The sequence below is a fragment of the Streptomyces sp. SLBN-118 genome (assembly GCF_006715635.1).
Lineage (GTDB): Bacteria > Actinomycetota > Actinomycetes > Streptomycetales > Streptomycetaceae > Streptomyces.
Window position 1 is genome coordinate 3,518,122 of record NZ_VFNP01000002.1, and the last position, 20,335, is coordinate 3,538,456.

Annotated in this window: 17 protein-coding genes and 1 pseudogene; 11 read left to right on the plus strand and 7 right to left on the minus strand. The window is 71.9% G+C overall.

What is annotated here, in order from left to right; genetic code table 11:
• The first annotated feature begins 20 nt into the window (after positions 1 to 20).
• Positions 21 to 1,604 (plus strand): trypsin-like serine protease, encoded by a 1,584-nt coding sequence (locus FBY35_RS34540; protein WP_142217827.1) that lies wholly within the window; start codon positions 21 to 23, stop codon positions 1,602 to 1,604.
• Positions 1,605 to 1,724: 120 nt separating this feature from the next.
• On the plus strand, positions 1,725 to 3,539 hold the full coding sequence (locus FBY35_RS34545; RefSeq protein ID WP_142217828.1) for a serine protease: 1,815 nt from the start codon (positions 1,725 to 1,727) through the stop codon (positions 3,537 to 3,539).
• Between the two features lie 19 nt (positions 3,540 to 3,558).
• Here FBY35_RS34545 and FBY35_RS34550 read toward each other — a convergent pair whose 3' ends face one another.
• Positions 3,559 to 4,065, minus strand: coding sequence for an ATP-binding protein (locus FBY35_RS34550; protein WP_142218334.1), 507 nt, complete (start codon positions 4,063 to 4,065; stop codon positions 3,559 to 3,561).
• Between the two features lie 198 nt (positions 4,066 to 4,263).
• Between FBY35_RS34550 and FBY35_RS34555 the strand changes: the two genes are divergently transcribed.
• The 3 genes and pseudogenes from FBY35_RS34555 to FBY35_RS34565 all read left to right on the plus strand — a co-directional run.
• Positions 4,264 to 5,178 (plus strand): Scr1 family TA system antitoxin-like transcriptional regulator, encoded by a 915-nt coding sequence (locus FBY35_RS34555; protein WP_142218335.1) that lies wholly within the window; start codon positions 4,264 to 4,266, stop codon positions 5,176 to 5,178.
• A complete protein-coding gene (locus FBY35_RS37655) occupies positions 5,141 to 5,269 on the plus strand; it encodes a DUF397 domain-containing protein (protein ID WP_260848916.1) in 129 nt (42 codons plus the stop codon). Before FBY35_RS34555 ends, FBY35_RS37655 begins: the two co-directional genes overlap by 38 nt.
• 274 nt (positions 5,270 to 5,543) lie before the next feature.
• Positions 5,544 to 6,038 (plus strand): annotated as a pseudogene (locus tag FBY35_RS34565) (hypothetical protein); the annotation flags it as partial.
• A 20-nt stretch (positions 6,039 to 6,058) separates the two neighbouring features.
• On the opposite strand, the gene FBY35_RS34570 reads toward FBY35_RS34565, so the two are convergent.
• The 3 genes from FBY35_RS34570 to FBY35_RS34580 form a co-directional block, all read right to left on the minus strand.
• Positions 6,059 to 6,811, minus strand: a complete 753-nt coding sequence (locus FBY35_RS34570; protein WP_142217830.1) for a calcium-binding protein — start codon at positions 6,809 to 6,811, stop codon at positions 6,059 to 6,061.
• Positions 6,812 to 6,895: 84 nt separating this feature from the next.
• Positions 6,896 to 10,045, minus strand: coding sequence for a sacsin N-terminal ATP-binding-like domain-containing protein (locus FBY35_RS34575; protein ID WP_142217831.1), 3,150 nt, complete (start codon positions 10,043 to 10,045; stop codon positions 6,896 to 6,898).
• Positions 10,046 to 10,419: 374 nt separating this feature from the next.
• Positions 10,420 to 11,343, minus strand: coding sequence for a DUF3027 domain-containing protein (locus FBY35_RS34580; RefSeq protein ID WP_142217832.1), 924 nt, complete (start codon positions 11,341 to 11,343; stop codon positions 10,420 to 10,422).
• A 303-nt stretch (positions 11,344 to 11,646) separates the two neighbouring features.
• Here FBY35_RS34580 and FBY35_RS34590 point away from each other — a divergent pair, with 303 nt between their 5' ends.
• From FBY35_RS34590 to FBY35_RS34605, 4 genes are all read left to right on the plus strand, one after another.
• On the plus strand, positions 11,647 to 12,996 hold the full coding sequence (locus FBY35_RS34590; protein ID WP_142217833.1) for an MFS transporter: 1,350 nt from the start codon (positions 11,647 to 11,649) through the stop codon (positions 12,994 to 12,996).
• A gap of 116 nt (positions 12,997 to 13,112) precedes the next feature.
• On the plus strand, positions 13,113 to 13,592 hold the full coding sequence (locus FBY35_RS34595; RefSeq protein WP_142217834.1) for a DUF2771 domain-containing protein: 480 nt from the start codon (positions 13,113 to 13,115) through the stop codon (positions 13,590 to 13,592).
• Positions 13,593 to 13,620: 28 nt separating this feature from the next.
• A complete protein-coding gene (locus FBY35_RS34600; RefSeq protein WP_142217835.1) occupies positions 13,621 to 14,265 on the plus strand; it encodes a futalosine hydrolase in 645 nt (214 codons plus the stop codon).
• A complete protein-coding gene (locus tag FBY35_RS34605) occupies positions 14,262 to 15,101 on the plus strand; it encodes a 1,4-dihydroxy-6-naphthoate synthase (protein WP_142217836.1) in 840 nt (279 codons plus the stop codon). Before FBY35_RS34600 ends, FBY35_RS34605 begins: the two co-directional genes overlap by 4 nt.
• Positions 15,102 to 15,131: 30 nt before the next feature.
• Here FBY35_RS34605 and FBY35_RS37845 read toward each other — a convergent pair whose 3' ends face one another.
• The gene (locus FBY35_RS37845; RefSeq protein ID WP_142217837.1) at positions 15,132 to 15,515 is read right to left on the minus strand and encodes a cold-shock protein; all 384 of its coding nucleotides are present in this window, start codon (positions 15,513 to 15,515) and stop codon (positions 15,132 to 15,134) included.
• Between the two features lie 193 nt (positions 15,516 to 15,708).
• Between FBY35_RS37845 and FBY35_RS34615 the strand changes: the two genes are divergently transcribed.
• Entirely contained in the window at positions 15,709 to 15,945 is a 237-nt protein-coding gene (locus FBY35_RS34615; protein WP_142217838.1) for a hypothetical protein, read from the plus strand.
• On the opposite strand, the gene FBY35_RS34620 is transcribed toward FBY35_RS34615, so the two are convergent.
• Together FBY35_RS34620 and FBY35_RS34625 are read right to left on the minus strand one after the other, a co-directional pair.
• Complete coding sequence (locus FBY35_RS34620; RefSeq protein ID WP_142217839.1) at positions 15,942 to 16,571, minus strand: HAD family hydrolase; 630 nt, start codon at positions 16,569 to 16,571, stop codon at positions 15,942 to 15,944. The two genes, FBY35_RS34615 and FBY35_RS34620, sit on opposite strands and share 4 nt — an antisense overlap.
• A gap of 72 nt (positions 16,572 to 16,643) precedes the next feature.
• A complete protein-coding gene (locus tag FBY35_RS34625) occupies positions 16,644 to 17,648 on the minus strand; it encodes a hypothetical protein (protein ID WP_142217840.1) in 1,005 nt (334 codons plus the stop codon).
• Positions 17,649 to 17,740: 92 nt separating this feature from the next.
• Here FBY35_RS34625 and FBY35_RS34630 point away from each other — a divergent pair, with 92 nt between their 5' ends.
• The gene (locus FBY35_RS34630; protein WP_399209381.1) at positions 17,741 to 20,311 is read left to right on the plus strand and encodes a helicase-associated domain-containing protein; all 2,571 of its coding nucleotides are present in this window, start codon (positions 17,741 to 17,743) and stop codon (positions 20,309 to 20,311) included.
• Positions 20,312 to 20,335: the final 24 nt, after the last annotated feature.

A 20,335-nucleotide genomic window follows, 5' to 3' on the forward strand; every position in this document is an offset into this window, starting at 1 on the left:
TCGATCTGCAAGGAAAGCACATGTCTGGCATTCGGCAACGCGTCACCTCGGTATCAGCATTTCTGGCAGCAGCGGTCACAGTCGGGACACTCGTAGCTACTCCCGCTAACGCCGTCGTCGGAGACAGCCCCCCGGACGGCCAGTACGCCTTCACCGCGAAACTCGACATTGGCAACGGACAGCGCAGCTGCGCCGCCACTCTGATCGACCAGCAGTGGCTGATCACCGCCGCCAGTTGCTTCGCCGACAACCCGGCCCAGGAAACGAAGGTGGCGGCCGGCGCCCCCAAGTTGAAGACCACCGCCACCATCGGCCGTGCCGACCTCACGGCCCCGGGTGGAAGCGTCGTCGACGTCGTGGAACTCGTCCCGCGTGATGACCGGGACCTCGTCATGGCGCGCCTCGCGACACCGGTCACCGGTGTCAAGCCGGTCCAGATCGGTTCGGCCGCCCCGCGCGAAGGTGAGGAACTGAAGGCGGTCGGCTACGGCCGTACCAAGGACGAGTGGGTGCCCAACCGGGTCCACGCCGGGGCCTTCACCGTCCAGGCGGCCGGGGGGACAACTGTCGCCCTCGAGCCCACGTCCGCCGGCGCGGCCGTCTGCAAGGGAGACACCGGCGGCCCGGCGCTGCGTGAGGCGGACGGCAAGGCAGAACTGGCCGCGGTCAACAGCACCTCTTGGCAGGGAGGGTGCCTCGGGTCCGGGGCAGAGACCCGCAAAGGCGCCGTGAGCACCCGCGTCGACGACATCACCGACTGGATCAGGCAGACCGCCCTGCGCACTCTGCTGTCCCACGCCGACTGGAAGAAGGCCGACCTCCTGGCCACCGGATACTTCACGGGCGGCTCCGCGAACGGCAAGCGCCACATGGACCTGCTCGTGCGCTGGGTGGATGGTTCGGTGACCCTGTACCAGGGCGCCGAGGCCAATGACGCGAAGGTTCCGTTCTCGGCGCAGTACGAGTTGGCGAAGGCCGGCAGTGTGTGGAAGCACGCCAAGGCGATCACCGGCGGCAGTTTCACCGCCGGTGGCAGTGACGGTCTGGTGGTGCGCTGGGTCGATGGTGAGGTGACCCAGTACGCGCACGTGGACCAGCAGGGCTTCCACAACGAGAAGACGCTGGCCAAGACGGCGGCGTGGCAGAACGCCGAGCTCGTGACCGCGGGCCGCTTCAACGGCGGCAGCCTCCGTGACGACCTGCTCGTGGTGTGGGCCAACGGCACGGTCTCGCTCTATGCGGATCTGAACACCAACGGTGTCCGCAAGGAGGTCCAGCTGGCCAAGGCGGACAAGACGTGGACATACGCCGACCAGATCAGTGCGGGCGAGTTCACCGGCGCCAAGACCAGTGATCTGCTGGTCCGCTGGAAGGACGGCGAGACGACCATCTACCCCGGCGTCGACACCAAGGGCTTCCACGGCGAGACCAAGATCCGCCCCGTCAAGTCCCCTTGGATCAATGCCACGGTACTGACCGTTGGTGCCTTCACCGCCAACAAGGTTCCCAACGATGTCCTTGTCCGCTGGAACGACGGGAAGTTGACCCTGCACCCCGGTGTGGACGGCGCCGGACTGCACAGCGAAGTCCAGATCGCCGACTGAGCCACCCGCGTCCAGTGGTGGCGGCCCGTGACCGACAGACGGAACGGGCCGCCACCACACCACCCGTTGTCCACCCCGCCGCACCGCCGTACGGCACCCCCTCCCCGACGGAGTTCCCTGTTGCGTAAAGTTCTCGTGGCCCGCCTCACCGTCTCCCTGGCGTGCTGCGCTCTGGCCACCGTTGCCACGAGCAGCGTCTCGCTGGCGGCAGACCGGCCATCGCCCGTACCCACGAGCCCAGCGCCGGTGCAGCCGAGCGGCGGCGCCTGGTCGGTGGCCGAGGCGTTGCGGTTCTGGACGCCGGAGCGCATCGCGTCCGCCACCGATCCTTCCGGCCGGCCCGGCGCCGGCCTGCCGGGGCGCAGTGCGTCGCCGCGCGCCAGAGCGGACGTGGGGCAGCAGTTCACGGGCATCCCCTCCGTCGGCATCCTCTTCACCGTCGGGTCCGACATGCGGGCGCACTACTGCTCGGCCGGCACGGTGCAGAGCAAGGGACGCAATCTGATCCTGACGGCAGGCCACTGCCTCAATACCCAAGCGGTCTTCGTCCCGAAGTACGACTCGTCCAGGACGCTCAAGCAGCAGCCCTACGGCATCTGGCCCGTTGACGAATGGTTCGCCGACAAGCGGTACGTGAAGAACAGCAGGGGCCCGGAGTCCGACCTCGACTACGCCTTCGCCCAGGTCAAGCCCAACGGCACCACGAACCTCCAGGACGCCGTCGGCGGCAGCACCCTCGCTCGCCCCGCCACACCGGAGAACGCCGTCACCACCGTCGGGTACCCCAATGTCGGGCGTAACCCGCAGGACCGGCCCGTCCAGTGCACCAGCCGGACCCAGGCCCTGCCGGGCTACAACCAGATGCGGATCGACTGCGCCGGCATGTGGGACGGCGTGTCCGGCGGACCGTTCTTCTCCACGATCGACCGTGCCAGGGGCACCGGCGAGATCATCGGCAACGTGGGCGGCTGGAACGGCGGCGGACCGGGCGTGCCCACCACCCACCCCGCGTACAACCGCATCTCCTACAGCCCCGTGTACACCGACCGCTTCTTCCAGCTGTACGACGATGCCGACAACGGCCGTCACAACGACTTCGGCCCCTACCTCCAGCCGACGCCGCCCTTCGCGATGGGCGGCTGGGAGCAGTGGCAAAACGCCAGGCTACTGGCTACCGGGGACTTCACGGATGACGGGAGCGGCGACCTGCTCGCGGTCTGGGCCGACGGCTCGGTGGATCTCTACCAGGGCAGCGGCACAGGGGATCCGCAGCGTCCGTTCTCGGCCTCCTTCCGGCTCGCCACCCCCGGAAGCGTCTGGAAGAACGCGCGCGCCATCGCCAGCGGAAGGTTCACGGGCACCGGCACCGACGCGCTCGTCGTGCGCTGGAGCGACGGTGAGCTGGGCGAGTACCGGCACGTCGACAAGACGGGCTTCCACGACGAGAAGATGCTGGCCAAGCACAAGAACTGGCAGAACGCCCGGCTCATCGCCGTCGGCCGGCACACCCCCGGTGCGCTGCGGGACGACCTGGTCGTCGTCTGGGCGAACGGCTCCGTCGGCATGTACGCGGACGTCGACACCAAAGCGGTGAGCAAGGGCAACTTCCTTGCGAGGCCGAACAAGACCTGGCAGTACGCCGCACAGATCAGCTCCGGTCAGTTCACCGGCAGGAACTCCGACGACCTGCTGGTCCTCTGGGCGGATGGCGAAACCACCATCCACCCGGGTGTGGACTTCGCCGGCCTGCACGGCGAGATCAAGATCCGTCCGTCGAAGTCCCCCTGGTCCCGCGCAGACGTCGTGACCGCGGGAGCCTTCGGCCCCGACGCCACGCGCAACGACGTCCTGGTCCGCTGGCGGGACGGGAGCGTCACCCTGCATTCGGGCGTCGACAAGGCGAGCTTGCACAAGGAGACGAAGCTGGTGCAGTAACCGGGTAACCCACCGGGGATCAGCCCTCAGGGCTCGAGGCCATCGCCACCTCCGCCCATACGGTCTTGCCGATGGGCACACGGGGTGTCGCACCCCAGCGACTGGCCAACACGTCCACGAGGAGCAGGCCGCGGCCCGACTCGTCGTCGGGAGAAGGCTCGGGCGGACTGGTCGGGGGCCGGTCCGGGGAAGCGTCCGAGACCTCGATACGGATCAGGCACGGCCGCTCCTCGAAGGTCAGACGGAAGTGGAAGTCGCGCCCGGGGACGCGGCCGTGGCGTACCGCGTTGGCGGCAAGCTCAGCGGTCAGCAGGGCCACGGTGCACGAGAGGTCCGACGTGGGCGGATGCCCCCACTCCTCCAGGCGCCGCACCGCCAGCCGTCGGGCGAGTTGGGCCCCCCGGGCTGACGAGGTGAACTGCGCGGCGAACGTGCGGTCTTCGGCGCCGGAGTCGCGTGCCTCCTCTCCAAGCGTCCCTACGGCCGACTCCGTCTCGCGCTCCGGGCCGTCGCCCGACATGGCCATGGTCTTCAGCACGTGCCGTCCATCCCAGTAGTCGATCCCTGACACGACCCACACTGCCCAAAGCGTGTACGGGTCGTAACGTTCCGTGCTCAAGAATCGTCCGGCGCGCCTACGCTCGGAAGGTGACGACGCCTTACATCGCAAGCGGTAAGGAACGGAAGTGAGCCCATGGCCAAAGGAATTCAGCCCGAGGAGTCGATGGCCGCGCTCTTCGGCTCACGTGTCCGCAGACTCCGTACGGCCGCCGGGCTGACCCAGGCTGAACTGGGCGCCAGAACGCATGTGGTGAGCACCCGGATCACGCAGATCGAACGCTCGTCGGGGGCCAAACCGACGCTGGAGCTGGCTCGCGCGCTCGACGTGGCCCTCGGGGCGGACAACCTGCTGGTCGACCTGTGGCCCTACGTCTACCGGGAGGCATTCCCCGACTGGTCACGGGCGTTCATGGCGCACTCGGCGCGAGCGGTGTCCATCGGGCAGTACGCGGCGCACGTAGTGCCGGGACTCCTGCAGACCGAGGCATACGCACGCGCCCTGCTCAGCGTCGGCCGCTCGCTCACCGGCGAGCAGCAGTTGGAGGAACGAGTGACCGCGCGGCTCGCCCGGCAGGAACGGCTGCACGCTCCCGATCGCCCGGAACTCTGGGTGGTGCTCGACGAGGCGGTGATCCGTCGTCCGGTCGGCGGACCGGACGTGATGCGCAGGCAGTTGGCGCGGCTGCTGGACGCGGCCGAGGAGCGTCACATCACCGTGCAGGTGCTGCCGTTCGACCAAGGCGCGCATGACGCGCTCGGCGGCTCTCTGACCGTGCTGTCCCTGCCCGACGGCACCAGTGTGGCCTACACGGAGGGCGCGCATTACGGCCAGCTTGTCGAGGATCCGCCCGAGGTCAATGACCTCGCCCTGACCTACGATCGGTTGCGGGCGGCTGCGCTGCCCCCGCTCATGTCGCTCGACATGATCCGGTCCGTGATGGAGGGCAACGACCGTGCAGCGAATGTCCCGTCCAGATCTGAACGGCGCCGCGTGGCGCAGCAGCAGCTACAGCAATCAGGAGGGGGGCGACTGCGTCGAGGTGGCGGACGGATTCCCCGGCGTCGTGCCCGTCCGTGACAGCAAGGCCCCGCACGGTCCGGCGCTGGTCCTCTCGGCAGCCTGCTGGGCTTCGTTCATAGGCGAGTTGAAGGCCGGTCACCGGGACTGAGCCGGCCGGGAACCGGCTCGTGCAGCGGCCTCCCGTAGCTGCCGGAGCCTCGCGCGCCAGGGTCCGGCGGGCCACGAACTCCCCCAAAGAACCTGAGGTAAAGAACCACCTGCCCTCCCTCCCCTCCCCCTCGTCACCCGGACGAGTGACTGGCTTGCGGGGGCGGGAAGTTGGCGGTTACGTTCGCCGCAACAACCGCAGACATATGACGGCCCCCGGCCGGGACTGGCATCCCGATCGAGGGCCTCACCGATCAGGAAGAAGCACCTTCCCGATGGCTGAACCTCAGTTTAACGCGCCCCAGCACGCCCCCGCCGGAGCACCGACCTCCGGCGTGATCCACGTCCGCACCCGGCTCACCGCCGACTTCACCGTGATCGCCAACGCCCTTGCGCAGCGCCGCGGAAGCGCGGTCACGGTCGGCGTCGCGGCCTACATCCTCTCGCTGCCGGACGGTGCTCCCGTACATATCGACACGCTGTGCGAGCACTTCACCGAGGGCGAGATCCTCATCTCCCGGGCTCTGCGGGAACTGGAGGCGGACGGCTATCTGGAGCGACGGCGCGTTCGCGGTCCGGGCGGCGTGCTCCGTACCCGGACGTTCTTCTACGACGTTCCACGCGGCTCGGAACCCGAGCCTCCGGTGCCGCCTTCGCCACCACGTCCGCGCAGGTCCGGGCGTCCGCCCCGGGAGACCGACGCCGAGCCACAGCCCGAGGCGGACATCGAGCCGGAGACGATGCCCGGTCCGCAGCCCTCGCCGCTTCCCACAGCCAGGACACTAGGACACTAGCGGACGTCCACGAAATCACCGGCGGTGGTGACAGCCGGGACCGTGGACCAACCGGCGAAGGTCCAGCGCCAGTAGCCGTCGGCCGACGCCGTGACCGAGGTCCGCAGATCACCCGTGGAGTTCGTCGTCACCGTCTTCACCGTCGAGTAGACAGAGGTGCCGCTCTTGCGGAACTGCAGCTTCACGGACTGGCCCGAGTAGCCCCGGTACCTGTTCAGATTCCAGTCGGCCAACAGCATCCTGCCGGTGACCGTGACCGGCTTGCCCTTCGTCACCGGCTCCGGCCCGGCGTCCACGGTCAGCGATGCCGCCCGCTGCACTCGCACGGTCGGGTAGTCGTTGCTGAAGTAGTCGCCGTCCTTCGCCGCCACCTGTGCGTAGAGCTTCCAGTTCCCGCCCGCCACCTTGTTGCTGATGACGTCCGATGCGGGATCGAGGAGGAACGACGCCGAGCAGGTCGTCAGGCCGCCCGAAGCCGTGCATGTCCCCGTCTTGTGGTACGAGACGTCCAGCTGGCCACCGGTGCTGTGCCACAGCTCCAGGTACGAGTCACGGATGCCGGAGTCCTCCCGCACGGTCACGGAAACGGACACGGTCTTCGTGCCTGTGCCCAGAACGATGTTCTTGCCGCCGTTGACGACGACTTTGGTGACCGTCAGGTTTCCCGGAACGGCCTGGGCCGTCGGCGCGACGAGCACGGCTGCCGTCAGGGCGCCGGAGACGGCGGCCACGACGAAACGAGTACGCATGGGTGGGTTCCCCCCTCGGGAACGACGATCCCGCCGCTCTCCCCAGCGGCGGGACCTTGAATGGTGCCGTGAGTGTAAGGCCCGTCAGTCGAACCAGCGGTCCCGGGCCAGTTCCTCCGTGCGGGACGCGTCCTCCAGCAGGGCCGCCACCTCGAAGCGGCGGGGCCATTGGCCCGTTGACCAGGCCAGGCCCGCCGCCACGCCCTCCAGGGTGGAAGCGTGGATCACGCCGTCCGGGGTGCGGCGCCACTCCAGTTCGGTGGCGCCCGCGATCAGCTCGTCGTGCTCGATGTACGTCGCCGGGGTCGACGCGCCGAGCAGGACGTGGACCGACTCGGGGACCTCGTGTTCCTCGCCCTGCGTCGTCACCTCCGCCGGGACCGTCTCGCTCAGCCTGCGGACCTGGAACAGTTCCGCCAGTTCCGCGGCGCGCGACGGCGTCACCGGGAGCAGCGGGAGGCCCCCGGTCAGGGGGAGCAGGTCCGGCGCGTCGGCGACCACCGCGTCAGCCGCGTCGACCACGCGGACCTCGCCGTCGACGACCGCGCGCAGCTCGTCGGGAAGGGTGACCTGCTCCGGGTCGAGGTCCGCCAGTGCCGTGTACAGGGCGTGGAGTTGGGCCGCCCCCACCGGACGGGAGGGGTCGGCCAGGCGGCCGAGGAGTTCGGCCGCGCCGCCCGGCTCGTCGAGGAGTGCGGCGACCGACGTGCGGACACCGAGGGCCTGGAGGACCTGGGCGTCCTCGAAGCCGGTGGTGTCGACGGACTCGTACAGGCCCCGCAGCAGGGGGTCGGCGCCCGCCGCCCGCAGGCCCGCCGGGCGGCGGCCGTCCAGGACCGGATGGTCCCGCAGCCACCATGCCGTGTACGGGCGGACCGTCTCCGTCGTGCCGTCCGGCAGCAGAATCCGTACGGACTGGGTGAGCGCGTCCCGCAGCGGCGGCTGCGCCAGCAGTGCCAGTGCCTGCGGCCAGCAGTCGTCGTCGACCAGGTCCAGGTCACGGACGGCGATGACCTCGGTGGCGACCGGCGGCACGGGCGTGTCCGGCAGCCGGTCGAGGACGTCCTCGCACCACACGTCGACCGCGTCGAGCAGCCCTGCGTCGTCCGGCTCGGCGAAGTCCCCCTCGCGGGGCTCCAGTTCATCGGGGTCCAGGACGACGTCGGTGGCCCGTACGAGGGCGAAGTTCGCCAGGACGCCGCACGCGGCGAGCGGCTGCTCGCCCCAGCGTTCGGACAGCTCGGCGTCGCAGAGCGCGAGTTCGTCCTCCCGCATGATCGATGCGAACGGGCTGCCGGGCAGCACCAGTTCACCGGCGGGTGACAGCTCGCCGTCCTCGTCGGGCAGGGCCAGCGCCCCCAGCCACGGCTCGTCCCCGGGTTCGAGGCCCGCGTCCCGTACGAGCGCGAGCACCGTCTCCGCGAGCTCGTCCGCGTCCAGCGGGGCGCCGTCTCCGTCGCCGTCGAACCACACCTCGCCCGCGTCCAGCGAGCCCGCGACCGCCGCGCGGACCTGCGGTGTCGTCAGTACGGCGCGCGGTGTCGCGGGCAGCGCGCCCAGCTTCTCCAGGAGCGGGTGCGCGGCGTCGGGGTGTACGACCTTCAGGCCGAGCCGGGCCAGCTGCTGCGGCGTCTCGGCCAGCGGCAGCAGCGTCTGGCGGGGCCCGATCGTCGTACGGCCGTCGGCGAGGGGCACGGGAAGCCCGGACAGCCGGTCGGGGTCGACCCCGGCGAGGCTGTCGTACAGCCGCTGCCACCAGCCGGGCTCGCGCTCAAGGCCCGCGAGCCGGTCGATCGCCTCGGTCAGCGGCACCCGCGCGACACCGAGCGTCCGCAGCTCGACGCGGCGCTCAAGACCCGCGGGCAGCAGGCTCGGCAGCACCTCTGCCAGCACTTGGACCGTGTCCGTGCCCGCACCTTCCAGGACTTCCGCCTCGATCGGCCGCAGCCCCTCGGAGATCTCGCGGTCCGGCAGACCGGTCTCCTCGCCGGACACGTCCCGCGGGGCGGCCGCCTCCAGGAACGCCGTACGCGGCAGCAGCTCAAGGATCTCCGCCCGCAGCCTGCCGTCCAGCTCGCCCTTGCCGAGCGGGCCCGGCACCAGGTCGATGGTGCCGACGCTCACCGGCTGCCAGCCGCCGAGGAGTTCGGCGTATGCGTCCGCGGCCTTGCGCACCAGGAAGTCGGTGAGGGGCCCGGGCGCCGGGTGGCGGCGGGTGGGGTCCAGCGGGAGGGACGCGATGAGCAGCGCGGGCACGCCGAGAGGTTCGTCGGTGGGCGTGGGCGCGTGCACCACGGGGGCGGTACGCGGCCGGGCAGGCGCGCCCTTGTCGTCCACGGGCACGGCCCAGGTGACGGTCCAGTACGGCCGCAGCCGCTCCTCGACCGGGCGGTCCGCGAGCAGCGCGGGCTCGACGCCGCCGCCGTGGCTGACGACGCGCCAGCGCCGTTCGCCCTGCGCGCTGTCCTCGATGTGTACGTACGCCCCGTTTACGGAGCGCCTCAACTCCCGTACGCCGCCCGGGGTTTCGACGACGATCTCACTGAGCCCGGCCAGCGTGAGCAGCAACGCGTCGTCAATCCCGGCGAGCAGCCGCTCCACCAGGTCGACCGCGGCGCCGTCCCGTAGCGGCAGGACGACCACGGTGTCGTAGCCCTCGGGGGCCGTGCCCTCGGCGGGCAGCGGCAGCCGCAGCAGCGGTACCTGCCCGTCACGGCGGCGCAGCTCGTCACCGAGGCCGGGGCTCGCCTGGGCCGCCTGCTCGGCCAGGCCCCTGGCCTCCGCGAGGGACCAGCGCACGCCGCCGTGACGTCCGACGACCGCGGGCTCGTCGCTCACCGCGAGGACGGCCGCGAAGCCGACGCCGAAGCGGCCGACGGCGGACTCGTGGCCCTCACGCTTGGCGCTGGCGCGCAGGGTGCTCAGTGACTCGACGCCGGTCGCGTCCAGCGGCGCGCCGGTGTTCGCGGCGGCGAGGACGGCGGGCTGGTCGCCCGTGCCCGGCCGCAGCGTGAGCCGCAGCCGGCCCGGCACGCGGGCGCGGGCGGCGGCATCCGCGGCGTTCTGGGCGAGCTCGACGACGAGACGGTCCCGGTAGCCGCCGAGCGCCAGGTCCTCCTCGGCGTTGGCGTCCTCCCGGAAGCGGGCGGGCGAGGCCCCCCACGCGTCGAGCACCCCGCGCCGCAGCCGCGCCGTCCCGAACGGGTCGGCCCACTCGGTCGTCCTGACGCTCACGCTGTGACTCCGCTCTCTCCGGTTACGGGCGTATGCCGCGCATGCCTGTGCGGCCGAAGGTACCTCGGTGCGAGGGGTTGTGGTGCGGTGCGGGGTGCGCGGGTGCGGCTTTCGCGGTGCGGCCCGGGGTGCGCCGGTGCGGCTTTCGCGGTGCACCGGTGCGGGCGTTCGTAGTGCGGCCCGGGGTGCGCCGGGGCCGTCTGGTGCGGGTTCCGGGGCCCCTACGGGCTCGACTCCTCGGCGTCGGCGGCGATGAGGGGTCCGCATCGGTCACCCGGTGTTGGCCGCCAATCGGGGGTTCGCCCGCGAAACCACCCACCGAGCATCAACCACCAACGCCCCCTGGCCCACGCTCACCACGGACGCTGGAAACGTCAGGAGTGGCCCAGGTCCTCCGACGCGCCGTCCGGTTCGGGCACCGAGCCGCCGTCTCGTGCCGGGCGCAGCGGGAACTGGTCCGCGCCCATCGTGTCCAGCACCGGCGGCGGCGGCACCGGCGGCTTCGGCATCACGGCCGCCTCGGAGTGCCCTCCGCAGCCGTACGCCAGGGAGACGACCCGCCCGTCCGCCGGTGAGAACTCGTTCGCGCACACGCCGAACGCCTGCCGCAGCGAGCCCGCGATCGGCACCAGGAATCCGCACGTCACGCACGCCGCCGGGGCCGCCTGCGCCATCGGGGTCTTCGCGCCGAAGGACTCGTCCCAGCGGTCCGCGGCGATGTGCAGCCCGTACCGGGACAGCACCCTGGCCCGGCGCATGCCGAGCTCCTCGGCGACCGCCGAGATCGAGCCGCGGGACGGGGCCAGCGGCAGCGAGGACGGCGGGCCCGAGGTGACTTCCGCGTCCTCCGCCTCGACCAGTTCGGCCATCTCCTCCGACACCGCGGAGTTCGGCGGCGGCGAGTCCTCGCCGGAGAAACCGGGCTCCAGGCGCAGATCGTCCGCCTCGGTGGGCAGCAGATCCCCGGGGCCCATGTCGCCGGGCCGCAGCCGCTCGCTCCACGGCACCCACTCGGGCGCCAGCAGCGCGTCGGGTCCGGGCAGCAGGACGGTCTCGTCGAGGGTGACGATCTTGGCGCGGGAAGCCCGGGCGACGGTCACCGCCCAGCGCCAGCCCCGGTAGCCGGCCTCCTTGCACTCGAAGAAGTGCGTGACGACGCGGTCTCCTTCCGAGGCGAGAGACACATGCTCGCCGACCACCCCCGGGGCCGCGGCCTCCTCGGCCGCCGCCCGGGCGAGGTCTACCGCCTCGGCGCACAGACGGTCGGGGGTACGGCTTCGCGTCGTCGCAGCACTCACAGGTCTCGCTTCTCTCCTACGCCGTATCACGGGTGCGCCGGCCGATTCGCGAGGTACGGGCCGCGGGCGGAGCGGACCAGGGGGCCGCATCGACGTCCGCGCCCAGACCAACCGTGTCTCGGGCACACCTACCGTCATCCATTCTGCGGGATGCCGAAGAGGCGCGCGGCCGAGAACAACCGCCGGTGGCGCGCTACGCACGCTACCCCCTCCGCCGCCCGCCGCCCACCTGCCCGCCCCAACAAGGGGCTAACAACACGGCATCACGGTTCGCCCGAGCGGGGCTTGGGGCACTATGACGGGGTGGCAGCCGTGAGGTCGTCCGAAGGAGCCGGGCAGCTCAGAAGAGCAGGCCGGGCGGTCGGACGTGCCCTGCACTTCCCCTTCACGGGCACGGCGCGCGGCATCCGCAAGGCGACGCACGCGCACGGCGCGGGCGAGTCGGGCCTCGGCAAACTGATCGAACTCCACGCCGTGAACGGCGCGGGAGATGTCATGATCACCGTCGCCCTCGCGTCGACGGTTTTCTTCTCCGTACCGACGGACCAGGCACGCGGCCGCGTCGCGCTCTACCTCGCCGTCACGATGCTGCCCTTCACCCTGCTGGCCCCCGTCATCGGACCACTTCTGGACCGCATCCCGCACGGCCGCCGAGCGGCCATGGCGGCCTCGATGCTGGCCCGTGCGCTGCTCGCCGTGACGATGTCCGGGGCGGTGGAGACGGGCGGCCTGCAGCTGTATCCGGCCGCGCTGGGCGTGCTCGTCGCATCGAAGGCGTACGGAGTGGTGCGCAGCGCGGTCGTGCCGCGGCTGCTGCCGCCGATGTTCTCGCTGGTGAAGGCGAACTCCCGGGTGACGCTGGCCGGGCTGCTGGCGACCGGGATCGCGGCGCCGATCGGTATCGGGCTGCAGAAGATCGGGCCCCAGTGGCCGCTGTACGGGGCGTGCGCGCTGTTCCTGCTGGGCGCGTACTGGGCGTTCACGATGCCGCACAAGGTCGACTCGGCGAAGGGCGAGCGCAAGGCGCACATGCTGACGCACGGCGAGAAGAAGCCGAGTCTGCGCACGGTCGGGCCGTCCGTACTGCACGGGCTGCAGGCCAACGCGTCCCTCCGCGCGCTGTCCGGCTTCCTGATCTTCTTCCTCGCCTTCCTGCTGCGGGAGCATCCGCTGAACGGGCAGAGTCCGGCGGTCTCACTCGGGATAGTCGGCGTCGCGGCGGGCGTGGGCAACGCGCTGGGCACGGCGATCGGGGCGTGGCTGAAGGCCCGCGGGCCGGAGATGATCATCGCGACGGTGCAGTGTCTGGTGCTGCTGGCCGCGATCAGCGCGGCGCTCTTCTTCGGCGCGGGCATGGTGGCCGTGCTCGGCGCGACGGCGGGTCTGTGCCAGGCGCTGTCGAAGCTGTCCCTGGACGCGCTGATCCAGCGGGACGTCCCGGAACAGGTCCGCCCGTCGGCCTTCGCACGCTCCGAGACGCTGCTCCAGATGTCCTGGGTGGCGGGAGGCGCGATCGGCATCTCGCTGCCGCTGATCGGGACGGTGGGGATGTGGGTGGCGGCGGGGATCGTCGGGCTGGGCCTGGCGTTGTCGGCGCGGGGGCTGCTGGGGGCGGCGCGGCGGGGGGACAGACCGCAGGCCTCTGTGGTGTAGCGCGGTGCGGTTACGCGGTGGCGGGGCGGTTCCACGTTCCGCCACCGCACCCGCCGGGCGCGACGCGCGGTGGACCCCCGCGTGGCGGGGCCAGGCAGGCCCGATAGCCTCGGGACATGACCGTTGCGTTCTTCTCGGGCAAGCGCCGCCGGGCCGCTGCCGCTCTGGGTGCCGTCTCCGCCGGGCTCCTCGTCCTTTCCGCCTGCGACAAGCCGACCCCGCTCGCGACCGTGACGGTCGGGACGGACTCGGTCCACTCCGAGGCGGCCTGCTACAACGACGGCAAGGCGATCAAGGAATCGCTGTTGCAGGGCTGCCTCACCGAGAAGCCCGCCAAGACCATCAAGGTCGCCCTGGACGACAAGGTCCGCATGGGTGTCGACCCGGAGATCGCCGACCACGGCTGGACGCTGCTCTTCGGCGGCCAGCCCGTGGAGCAGGAGCCGTACAAGAAGGGCTACCGGACCATCCCGGGCAACGCCTTCTTCTCCTCGCAGACCGGTGAGCCGACCAGCAAGACCGCCGTCAGCATCCTGGAGACCAGCGGCAAGAAGGTCATCGGCATCTGGCACTTCCAGTTCGAGAAGGAGTCCTGACGAGGACTCCCGTACGGAGGGCGGGGCTGTGCGCGTACTGGTGGTGACCGCGGTGGCTGCGGAGGCCGGCTCCGTCACCGAGGGGCTCACCGGTATCGGCACGTCACCCGTCGTTGATGTGGTGACCGCCGGCGCCGGCCCCGCGGCCGCCGCCGCGACCGCCGCCACCGCGCTCGCCCTCGGTTCGTACGACCTCGTCGTGTCCGCCGGAATCGGCGGCGGTTTCCAGCCACACGCCCCCGTGGGCTCCGTCGTCGTCGCCGACGCGATCATCGCCGCCGATCTCGGCGCCGACACCCCCGACGGCTTTCTGCCCGTCGACGAACTCGGTTTCGGCCGCAGCGTCCATCGTCCGCCGCCCGAACTGTCCGCGCGTGTCGCCAAAGCCCTCGACGCCGTGTACGCGCCCGTCCTCACCGTCTCCACCGTCACCGGCACCGCCGCCCGCGCCGCCGAGCTGAGCGGCCGTCACCCACGGGCCGCCGCCGAGGCGATGGAGGGCTTCGGAGTGGCGGAGGCCGCCGCGGCCCACTCCGTACCGGTCCTGGAGATCCGCGCGATCTCCAACCCCGTCGGGCCGCGCGACCGTGCGGCCTGGCGCATCGGCCAGGCGCTGGACTCACTGCGGTACGCCTTCCAGCTGCTCGCCCCCGTCCTCGAGGAAACGCCGTGACCTTGCAGATCGCGTACTCGCCGTGCCCGAACGACACCTTCGTCTTCGACGCCCTCGCGCACGGCCGGGTCCCCGGTGCGCCCGCCGTCGAGGTGAGTTTCGCGGACATCGACATCACCAACGCGATGGCTGAGCGCGGTGAGTTCGACGTGCTGAAGGTGTCGTACGCCGTTCTGCCCTGGGTGCTGGACGACTACGCGCTGCTGCCCTGCGGCGGCGCGCTCGGCCGCGGCTGCGGTCCGCTGGTCCTCACCCGGGAGCCCGGTACGGATCTGACGGGCCGGACCGTCGCCGTGCCGAGCGAGCGCTCGACCGCATATCTGCTGTTCCGGCTGTGGGCCGCGGACGTCCTGCCCGGAGGGGTCGGCGAGGTGGTCGTGATGCCGTTCCACGAGATCATGCCCGCCGTGCGGGAAGGCAAAGTCGACGCCGGACTCGTCATCCACGAGGCGCGGTTCACCTACCAGAACTACGGGCTGCACTGCCTGGCCGACATGGGCGAGCACTGGGAGTCCACGACCGGGCTGCCCATCCCACTCGGCGCGATCATCGCCAAGCGGTCGCTGGGCGAGGCGACGCTGAAGCTGCTCGCCGATTCCATCCGCATCTCGGTGCGTATGGCCTGGGCCACGCCGGAGGTCTCTCTGCCGTACGTACTGGAACACGCCCAGGAGATGGACCCCACCGTGGCCGACCAGCACATCGGGCTCTACGTCAATGAGTTCACGGCGGACCTGGGCGACGAGGGATATGCGGCGGTGCGCGGCCTGCTGACACGCGCCGCGGCCGAGGGGCTCGTACCGCCCCTCGGCCGCGATGCGCTCGGTTTCGTCTAGGGCCTGATCCCGACGACAGGCCCTTGGCCTCTATACGTCCAACTGGTCGGCCACCGCCCGCAGCAGGCCCGCGATCTTCGCGCCGTGGACCTTGTCGGGGTACCGGCCGCGCTCCAGCATCGGCGTGATGTTCTCCAGCAGGGTCGTCAGGTCCTGCACGATGGACGCCAGCTCGTCGGGCTTGCGCCGCTGCGCCGCCGCCACGGACGGGGTCGGGTCGAGGACCGTCACCGAAAGCGCCTGGTCACCGCGCTGGCCTGCCACTACGCCGAATTCGACGCGCTGGCCGGGCTTGAGCGACTCGACCCCGGCGGGGAGCACCGAGGAGTGAACGAAGACGTCGCCGCCGTCGTCGCGGGAGAGAAAGCCGAAGCCCTTCTCGCTGTTGAACCACTTGACCTTGCCGGTAGGCACGTCTGTCCTCGTCCTCGTACTCGTTGGGGCGCTGGGGCACCGGAAGTTGGGCACCAACCTGGGAACCGAAAAACGGCTCTGGATAGCACTACAGCGGGTCGACTGACCCGCCACCCCCAAGGCTAATGGTCCAGGGGCTGGTGACAAGACGTACCCGGACGGTTCCTACGCGCAGGGGAACTACCCTGGCCGGATGACTGCTACTCCTCCCGCCCCCGGTGACCGGCTCGTGCGCGTCGGCGCCATCGTCTTCATGGTTGGTGCCGTCGCCACACTGATCACCGTGGCCCCACTGTTTCTGGGGACCGAACCGTTCCCGCCCATCGCCTACGCGGTGTGCATGCTGATGGGCGCGGGATTCCTGATCGCGGCGGCGGGTGTGCTGCGCTCGATCGCGGCGCAGCGGCGACAAGCCAAATCCGCACTCTAGTTCTGGCTGTACGCGCGCAGCCAGGCCGGGAACGCGGTGAGGTCGTCAATGATCACGTCCGCGCCGGCCGCGCGGAGCTCCGCCGCGTCGCACGGGCCCGTCGGCACCGCGACCGACAGCGCGTTCGCCGCCCGCGCGCCCCGTATGTCCCCGGTGTGGTCTCCGACATACACGCTCGCGCCGTGCTCGCGCAGCGCCTCCGCCTTGGCCTCCGCCCACAGCCAGCCGATGACCTCGTCCGGGGCGATCCTGAGATGGTCGAGGTGCAGCTTGGCGTTCGGCTCGTGCTTGGCGGTGACGACGATCGCCCGGCCGCCGAGTTCCTGGACGGCGGCGACTGCCTCGCGGGCGCCGGGCAGGGCGAGCGTCGGCGTGATCGCGTACGTGGGGTAGATCTCGCGGTAGCGGTCGCCCATCCGCTGGATGTCCTCGCCCGGGAACCAGTGCGCCAGCTCCTCCTCCAGAGGAGGCCCCAGCCTCGTCACGGCCAGGTCGGCGTCGATCCACACGCCGGTCTCGGCGGACAGCGCGAGGTAGGCGGCGTGGATGCCGGGCCGGGAGTCGATGAGGGTCATGTCGAGGTCGAAGCCGACGGTGAGCGGGAGCGTTGCCGAGTGCGAAGCCATAGGGGCCATTGTGCCCAGTCGGCCGCATCGCCCCCGGTGGGGGCAGGGACGATGCGGAAGCAGGGGCTTCGTTCAGCCGGTGTTACGCCGCGCCCGCCACACCAGGTAGAGGGCTGAGGCGACCGCAGCCCCCTTCACGACCCAGGGCCAGGTCCCGGCCAGCGCGTCACGCATCCCGTCCTGGGGGATCGGTTCGCCCCAGCGCCCGTTGACCCTGCCCCACAGCCAGACGAGACCGCCCGCCACGACCGCCCCGGGCAGGCCGAGGACCGCCCACTTCGCCTCGGCGCGGGACAGCCGGCGTGAGGCGTAGGCGAGAAGCCAGCCGAGGCCGAGGGCAAGGAACGAGCCGAGGAGCGCGCCCGCGAGCAGGAGAGCGGCGGCGAGCAGGAGGAACGGGTTGGCGAACGCGGGCGACTGCCCTGCCGCTTCCGTACGGCGGCGAAGCCAGCGGCGGCGCCCGGTCCCGGCCTCCACCGCCTCGTCCTCGTACGTCTCCTCGGGCTCGGCCGCGTCCTCGGCCGCCGCCTGCGCCTCCAAGTCCTCCTTGGACGGCGGCGGTTTCAGTATTTCGGGGATCTCCACCCCACCGACGAACCCCGCGACGCTCTCGCCCGCGCCGAACGGCCCGGGCTCGATCCGCCACCAGTCGGGCTCACTGCCCGAGGGGCCCAGCTCGTCCATCCCCGCCAGATGGGGCGGCGAGGCACCGGCGGACGTCTTGGAAGCCTCGGGCTGCTGGGGAGCGGCGGATCTGCGCGGCCTCGGGATCCGGCGTCGTGCGCGCTGCTCGGGCACGGCGGCCGGGGACTCGGCCCGGGGCGCGGGCCGTTGCGCACTCTCGCCGCTCTCCTCGAAAGCCGCCGCCACGACCTCGTCCGGCGTACCGAGCCGCCCCAGAATGCGGCGTACCGACGCGGGGGTGTCGGAACCGAACCTGGCTCGCCGCCGGTCGATCTCGTTGCGCAGCGTCGACACCAGCCGCATGCGGGTGCCGGACGGCAGTTGCTGCTGCTGAGCCAGATCCCCGACACGGCTCAGATAGTCGTAGACGAGCTGATCGCTCTCGATCCCCACCGGCGTTCCCCTGACGTTCCCTGCCCGGCCGCCCTGTCGTCCGGGCCCGCCCTGTCCCCGACGGTAGCGCTCCAGGGACTAACGTGGGGCGGATGGGGACCATGCCCGAAGGAAGCAGCACGGCCGGCCGCGGCGGTCCGCGCACTCTGGCCGAGGCCCTGCGCACCCGCGGCGACGAGGAGCTGGCCGCGCTGCTGCGCACCCGCCCCGATCTGCTGACCCCCGTGCCGGGCGATCTGACGCAGCTCGCCACGCGGGCCGGTACCCGCGCCTCCGTCGTACGGGCACTGGAGCGGCTCGACCGCTTCACGCTGCAGACCGCCGAGGCACTGGCCGTGGCCCCCGACCCCGCACCGTACGAAACCCTGCTCGGCCTGCTCAGCGGCGACGAGGGTGCCCCGGACATCGAGGCGGCCCTGCCGCACGCCGTGGACGTCCTGCGCGGGCAGGCCGTCGTCTGGGGCGGTGACGACCGGCTCCGGCTGGTTCGCACCGCGCGCGAACTCCTCGCCCCCTCCCCCACCCGGCCTTCGCCGACCGGGCTCGGCCCGACCGTGGCCGAGGCCACCGCCGGGATGTCGCCGACGCGGCTCCAGGAGATCCTCGCCGCCGCCGGGCTGCCGACCACGCACGACCCGGTCTCCGCGGTCGCCGCTCTCGTCGCGCTGTTCACCGACCGGACCCGGATGGGCGCGCTCCTCGACACCGCGCCGCCCGAGGCGCTGACGGTCCTGGACCGGCTGGTCTGGGGTCCCCCGTACGGGGAGGTGACGGCCAGCCCGACCCCGCCCGTGCGGTGGCTGCGCGACCGCGGACTGCTGCTGCCCGCGTCGCCGCGCACGGTCGTGCTGCCGCGCGAGGCGGCGCTGCATCTGCGGGCGGGCCGCGCCCACCGAACGGTCGAGCCACTGCCGCCGGAGGTCAGGCCCGCGACGACGTCGATCACCCAGGGCCGTCCACAGGTTGTGGACAGTACGGCGGCGGGCCAGGCCTTCACCGCGCTCTCCACCGTCGAGGACCTGCTGAAGGACTGGCACGAGGGCGGGCCCGCGGTGCTGCGGTCCGGCGGCCTGTCCGTACGTGACCTCAAACGCACCGCCGCCGCGCTGGACACGAACGAGCAGATGGCCGGGTTCTGGCTCGAACTCACATATGCGGCAGGGCTGTTGGCATCGGACGGCGAGGCGGACGAGCGATACGCGCCGACGCCCGCGTACGACGACTGGCTCACCCTCCCCGCGGCCGGACGCTGGGCACTGCTCGCCACGGCGTGGCTGACCGCGACCCGCACGGCGGGCCTGATCGGCGGCCAGGACGCCAAAGGCCGCACCCTCTCCGCCCTCGGCCCCGACCTCGACCGCTCCCCCGCGGCCGAGGTCCGCCGCCGGGTCCTCGAGCTGCTCGCCACCCTCCCGGCGGGCACGGCCCCCGACCCGGAGTCCGTCCTCGCCCGCCTGCGCTGGGAACGCCCGCTGCGCGGCGGGGCGGCGGACCCGGACACCAACGCGGCACGCAACGCCGCAGCGGTGGGCCCCACCGATCTGCGCTCCCGCATCGCTGCCTGGACACTGAACGAGGCGGAAATCCTGGGCATCACGGGCCGCGGCGCCCTGTCGGCACACGGCCGGGCCCTGCTCCCTCCTGCCTCGGCCCCAGCCCCGGCCGCCGCAACGGACGCTCCGGGCTCAGCGGGAGCCGCGAGACACGCCCTGGCCGAAGCGCTCGCCGCCGATGCCGCAGCCGCACTCGCGCCGCTCCTGCCCGAGCCGCTCGACCACGTACTCCTCCAGGCCGACCTCACCGCGGTCGCGCCCGGCCCCCTTCAGCGGCCGCTCGCCGAGACCCTCTCCGTACTCGCCGATGTCGAGTCCAAGGGCGGGGCGACCGTCTACCGCTTCACCCCGGCCTCCGTACGCCGCGCGCTCGACGCCGGGCGATCCGCGTCCGACCTGCACGCCTTCCTGGGAACACACTCCCGAACGCCCGTGCCGCAGCCGCTCAGCTACCTCATCGACGACGTCGCCCGCCGCCACGGCCATCTGCGGATCGGCGCCGCATCCGCCTACGTACGCTGCGACGACGACGCGCTGCTCGGCGAGATCCTCGCCGACAAGCGTTCCCAGGGCCTGCGGCTGCGCCGCCTCGCACCCACCGTCCTTGCCGCCCAGGCCGACCCCGCGACTCTGCTCGACGGCCTGCGGACCATGGGGTACGCACCCGCCGCCGAGTCCGCCGAGGGCGACGTCCTGATCACCCGCGCCCACGCCCGCCGCACCCCGCCGCGCACTCCGCCCGCCCCCGTCCCGGACGGCCCGCCCGTGCCCGACACCACGCTGCTCGGCGCGGCGGTGAAGGCGATCCGCGCGGGCGACCTCGCGGCCACGGTGGAACGCAAGCCCGTCCCGGAGCCCGCGAAGAACGGGGAACTCCCGCGCACCACCTCCGCCGAGACCCTGGCCACCGTCCAGGCTGCGGCGATGACGGGCGCGGCCATCTGGATCGGCTACGTCAACGCGGACGGCGCGGCCAGCCAGCGAGTGATCGCGCCGGTGCGGGTGGAGGGCGGCTTCGTCACGGCGTACGACCACACGGCGGACGAGGTCCGCACCTACCCGCTGCACCGCATCACCGGAGTCGCCGAACTCGCCGACGACCCGGCCTGAGGGGGCCTGGGGGGCCTGCCCGGC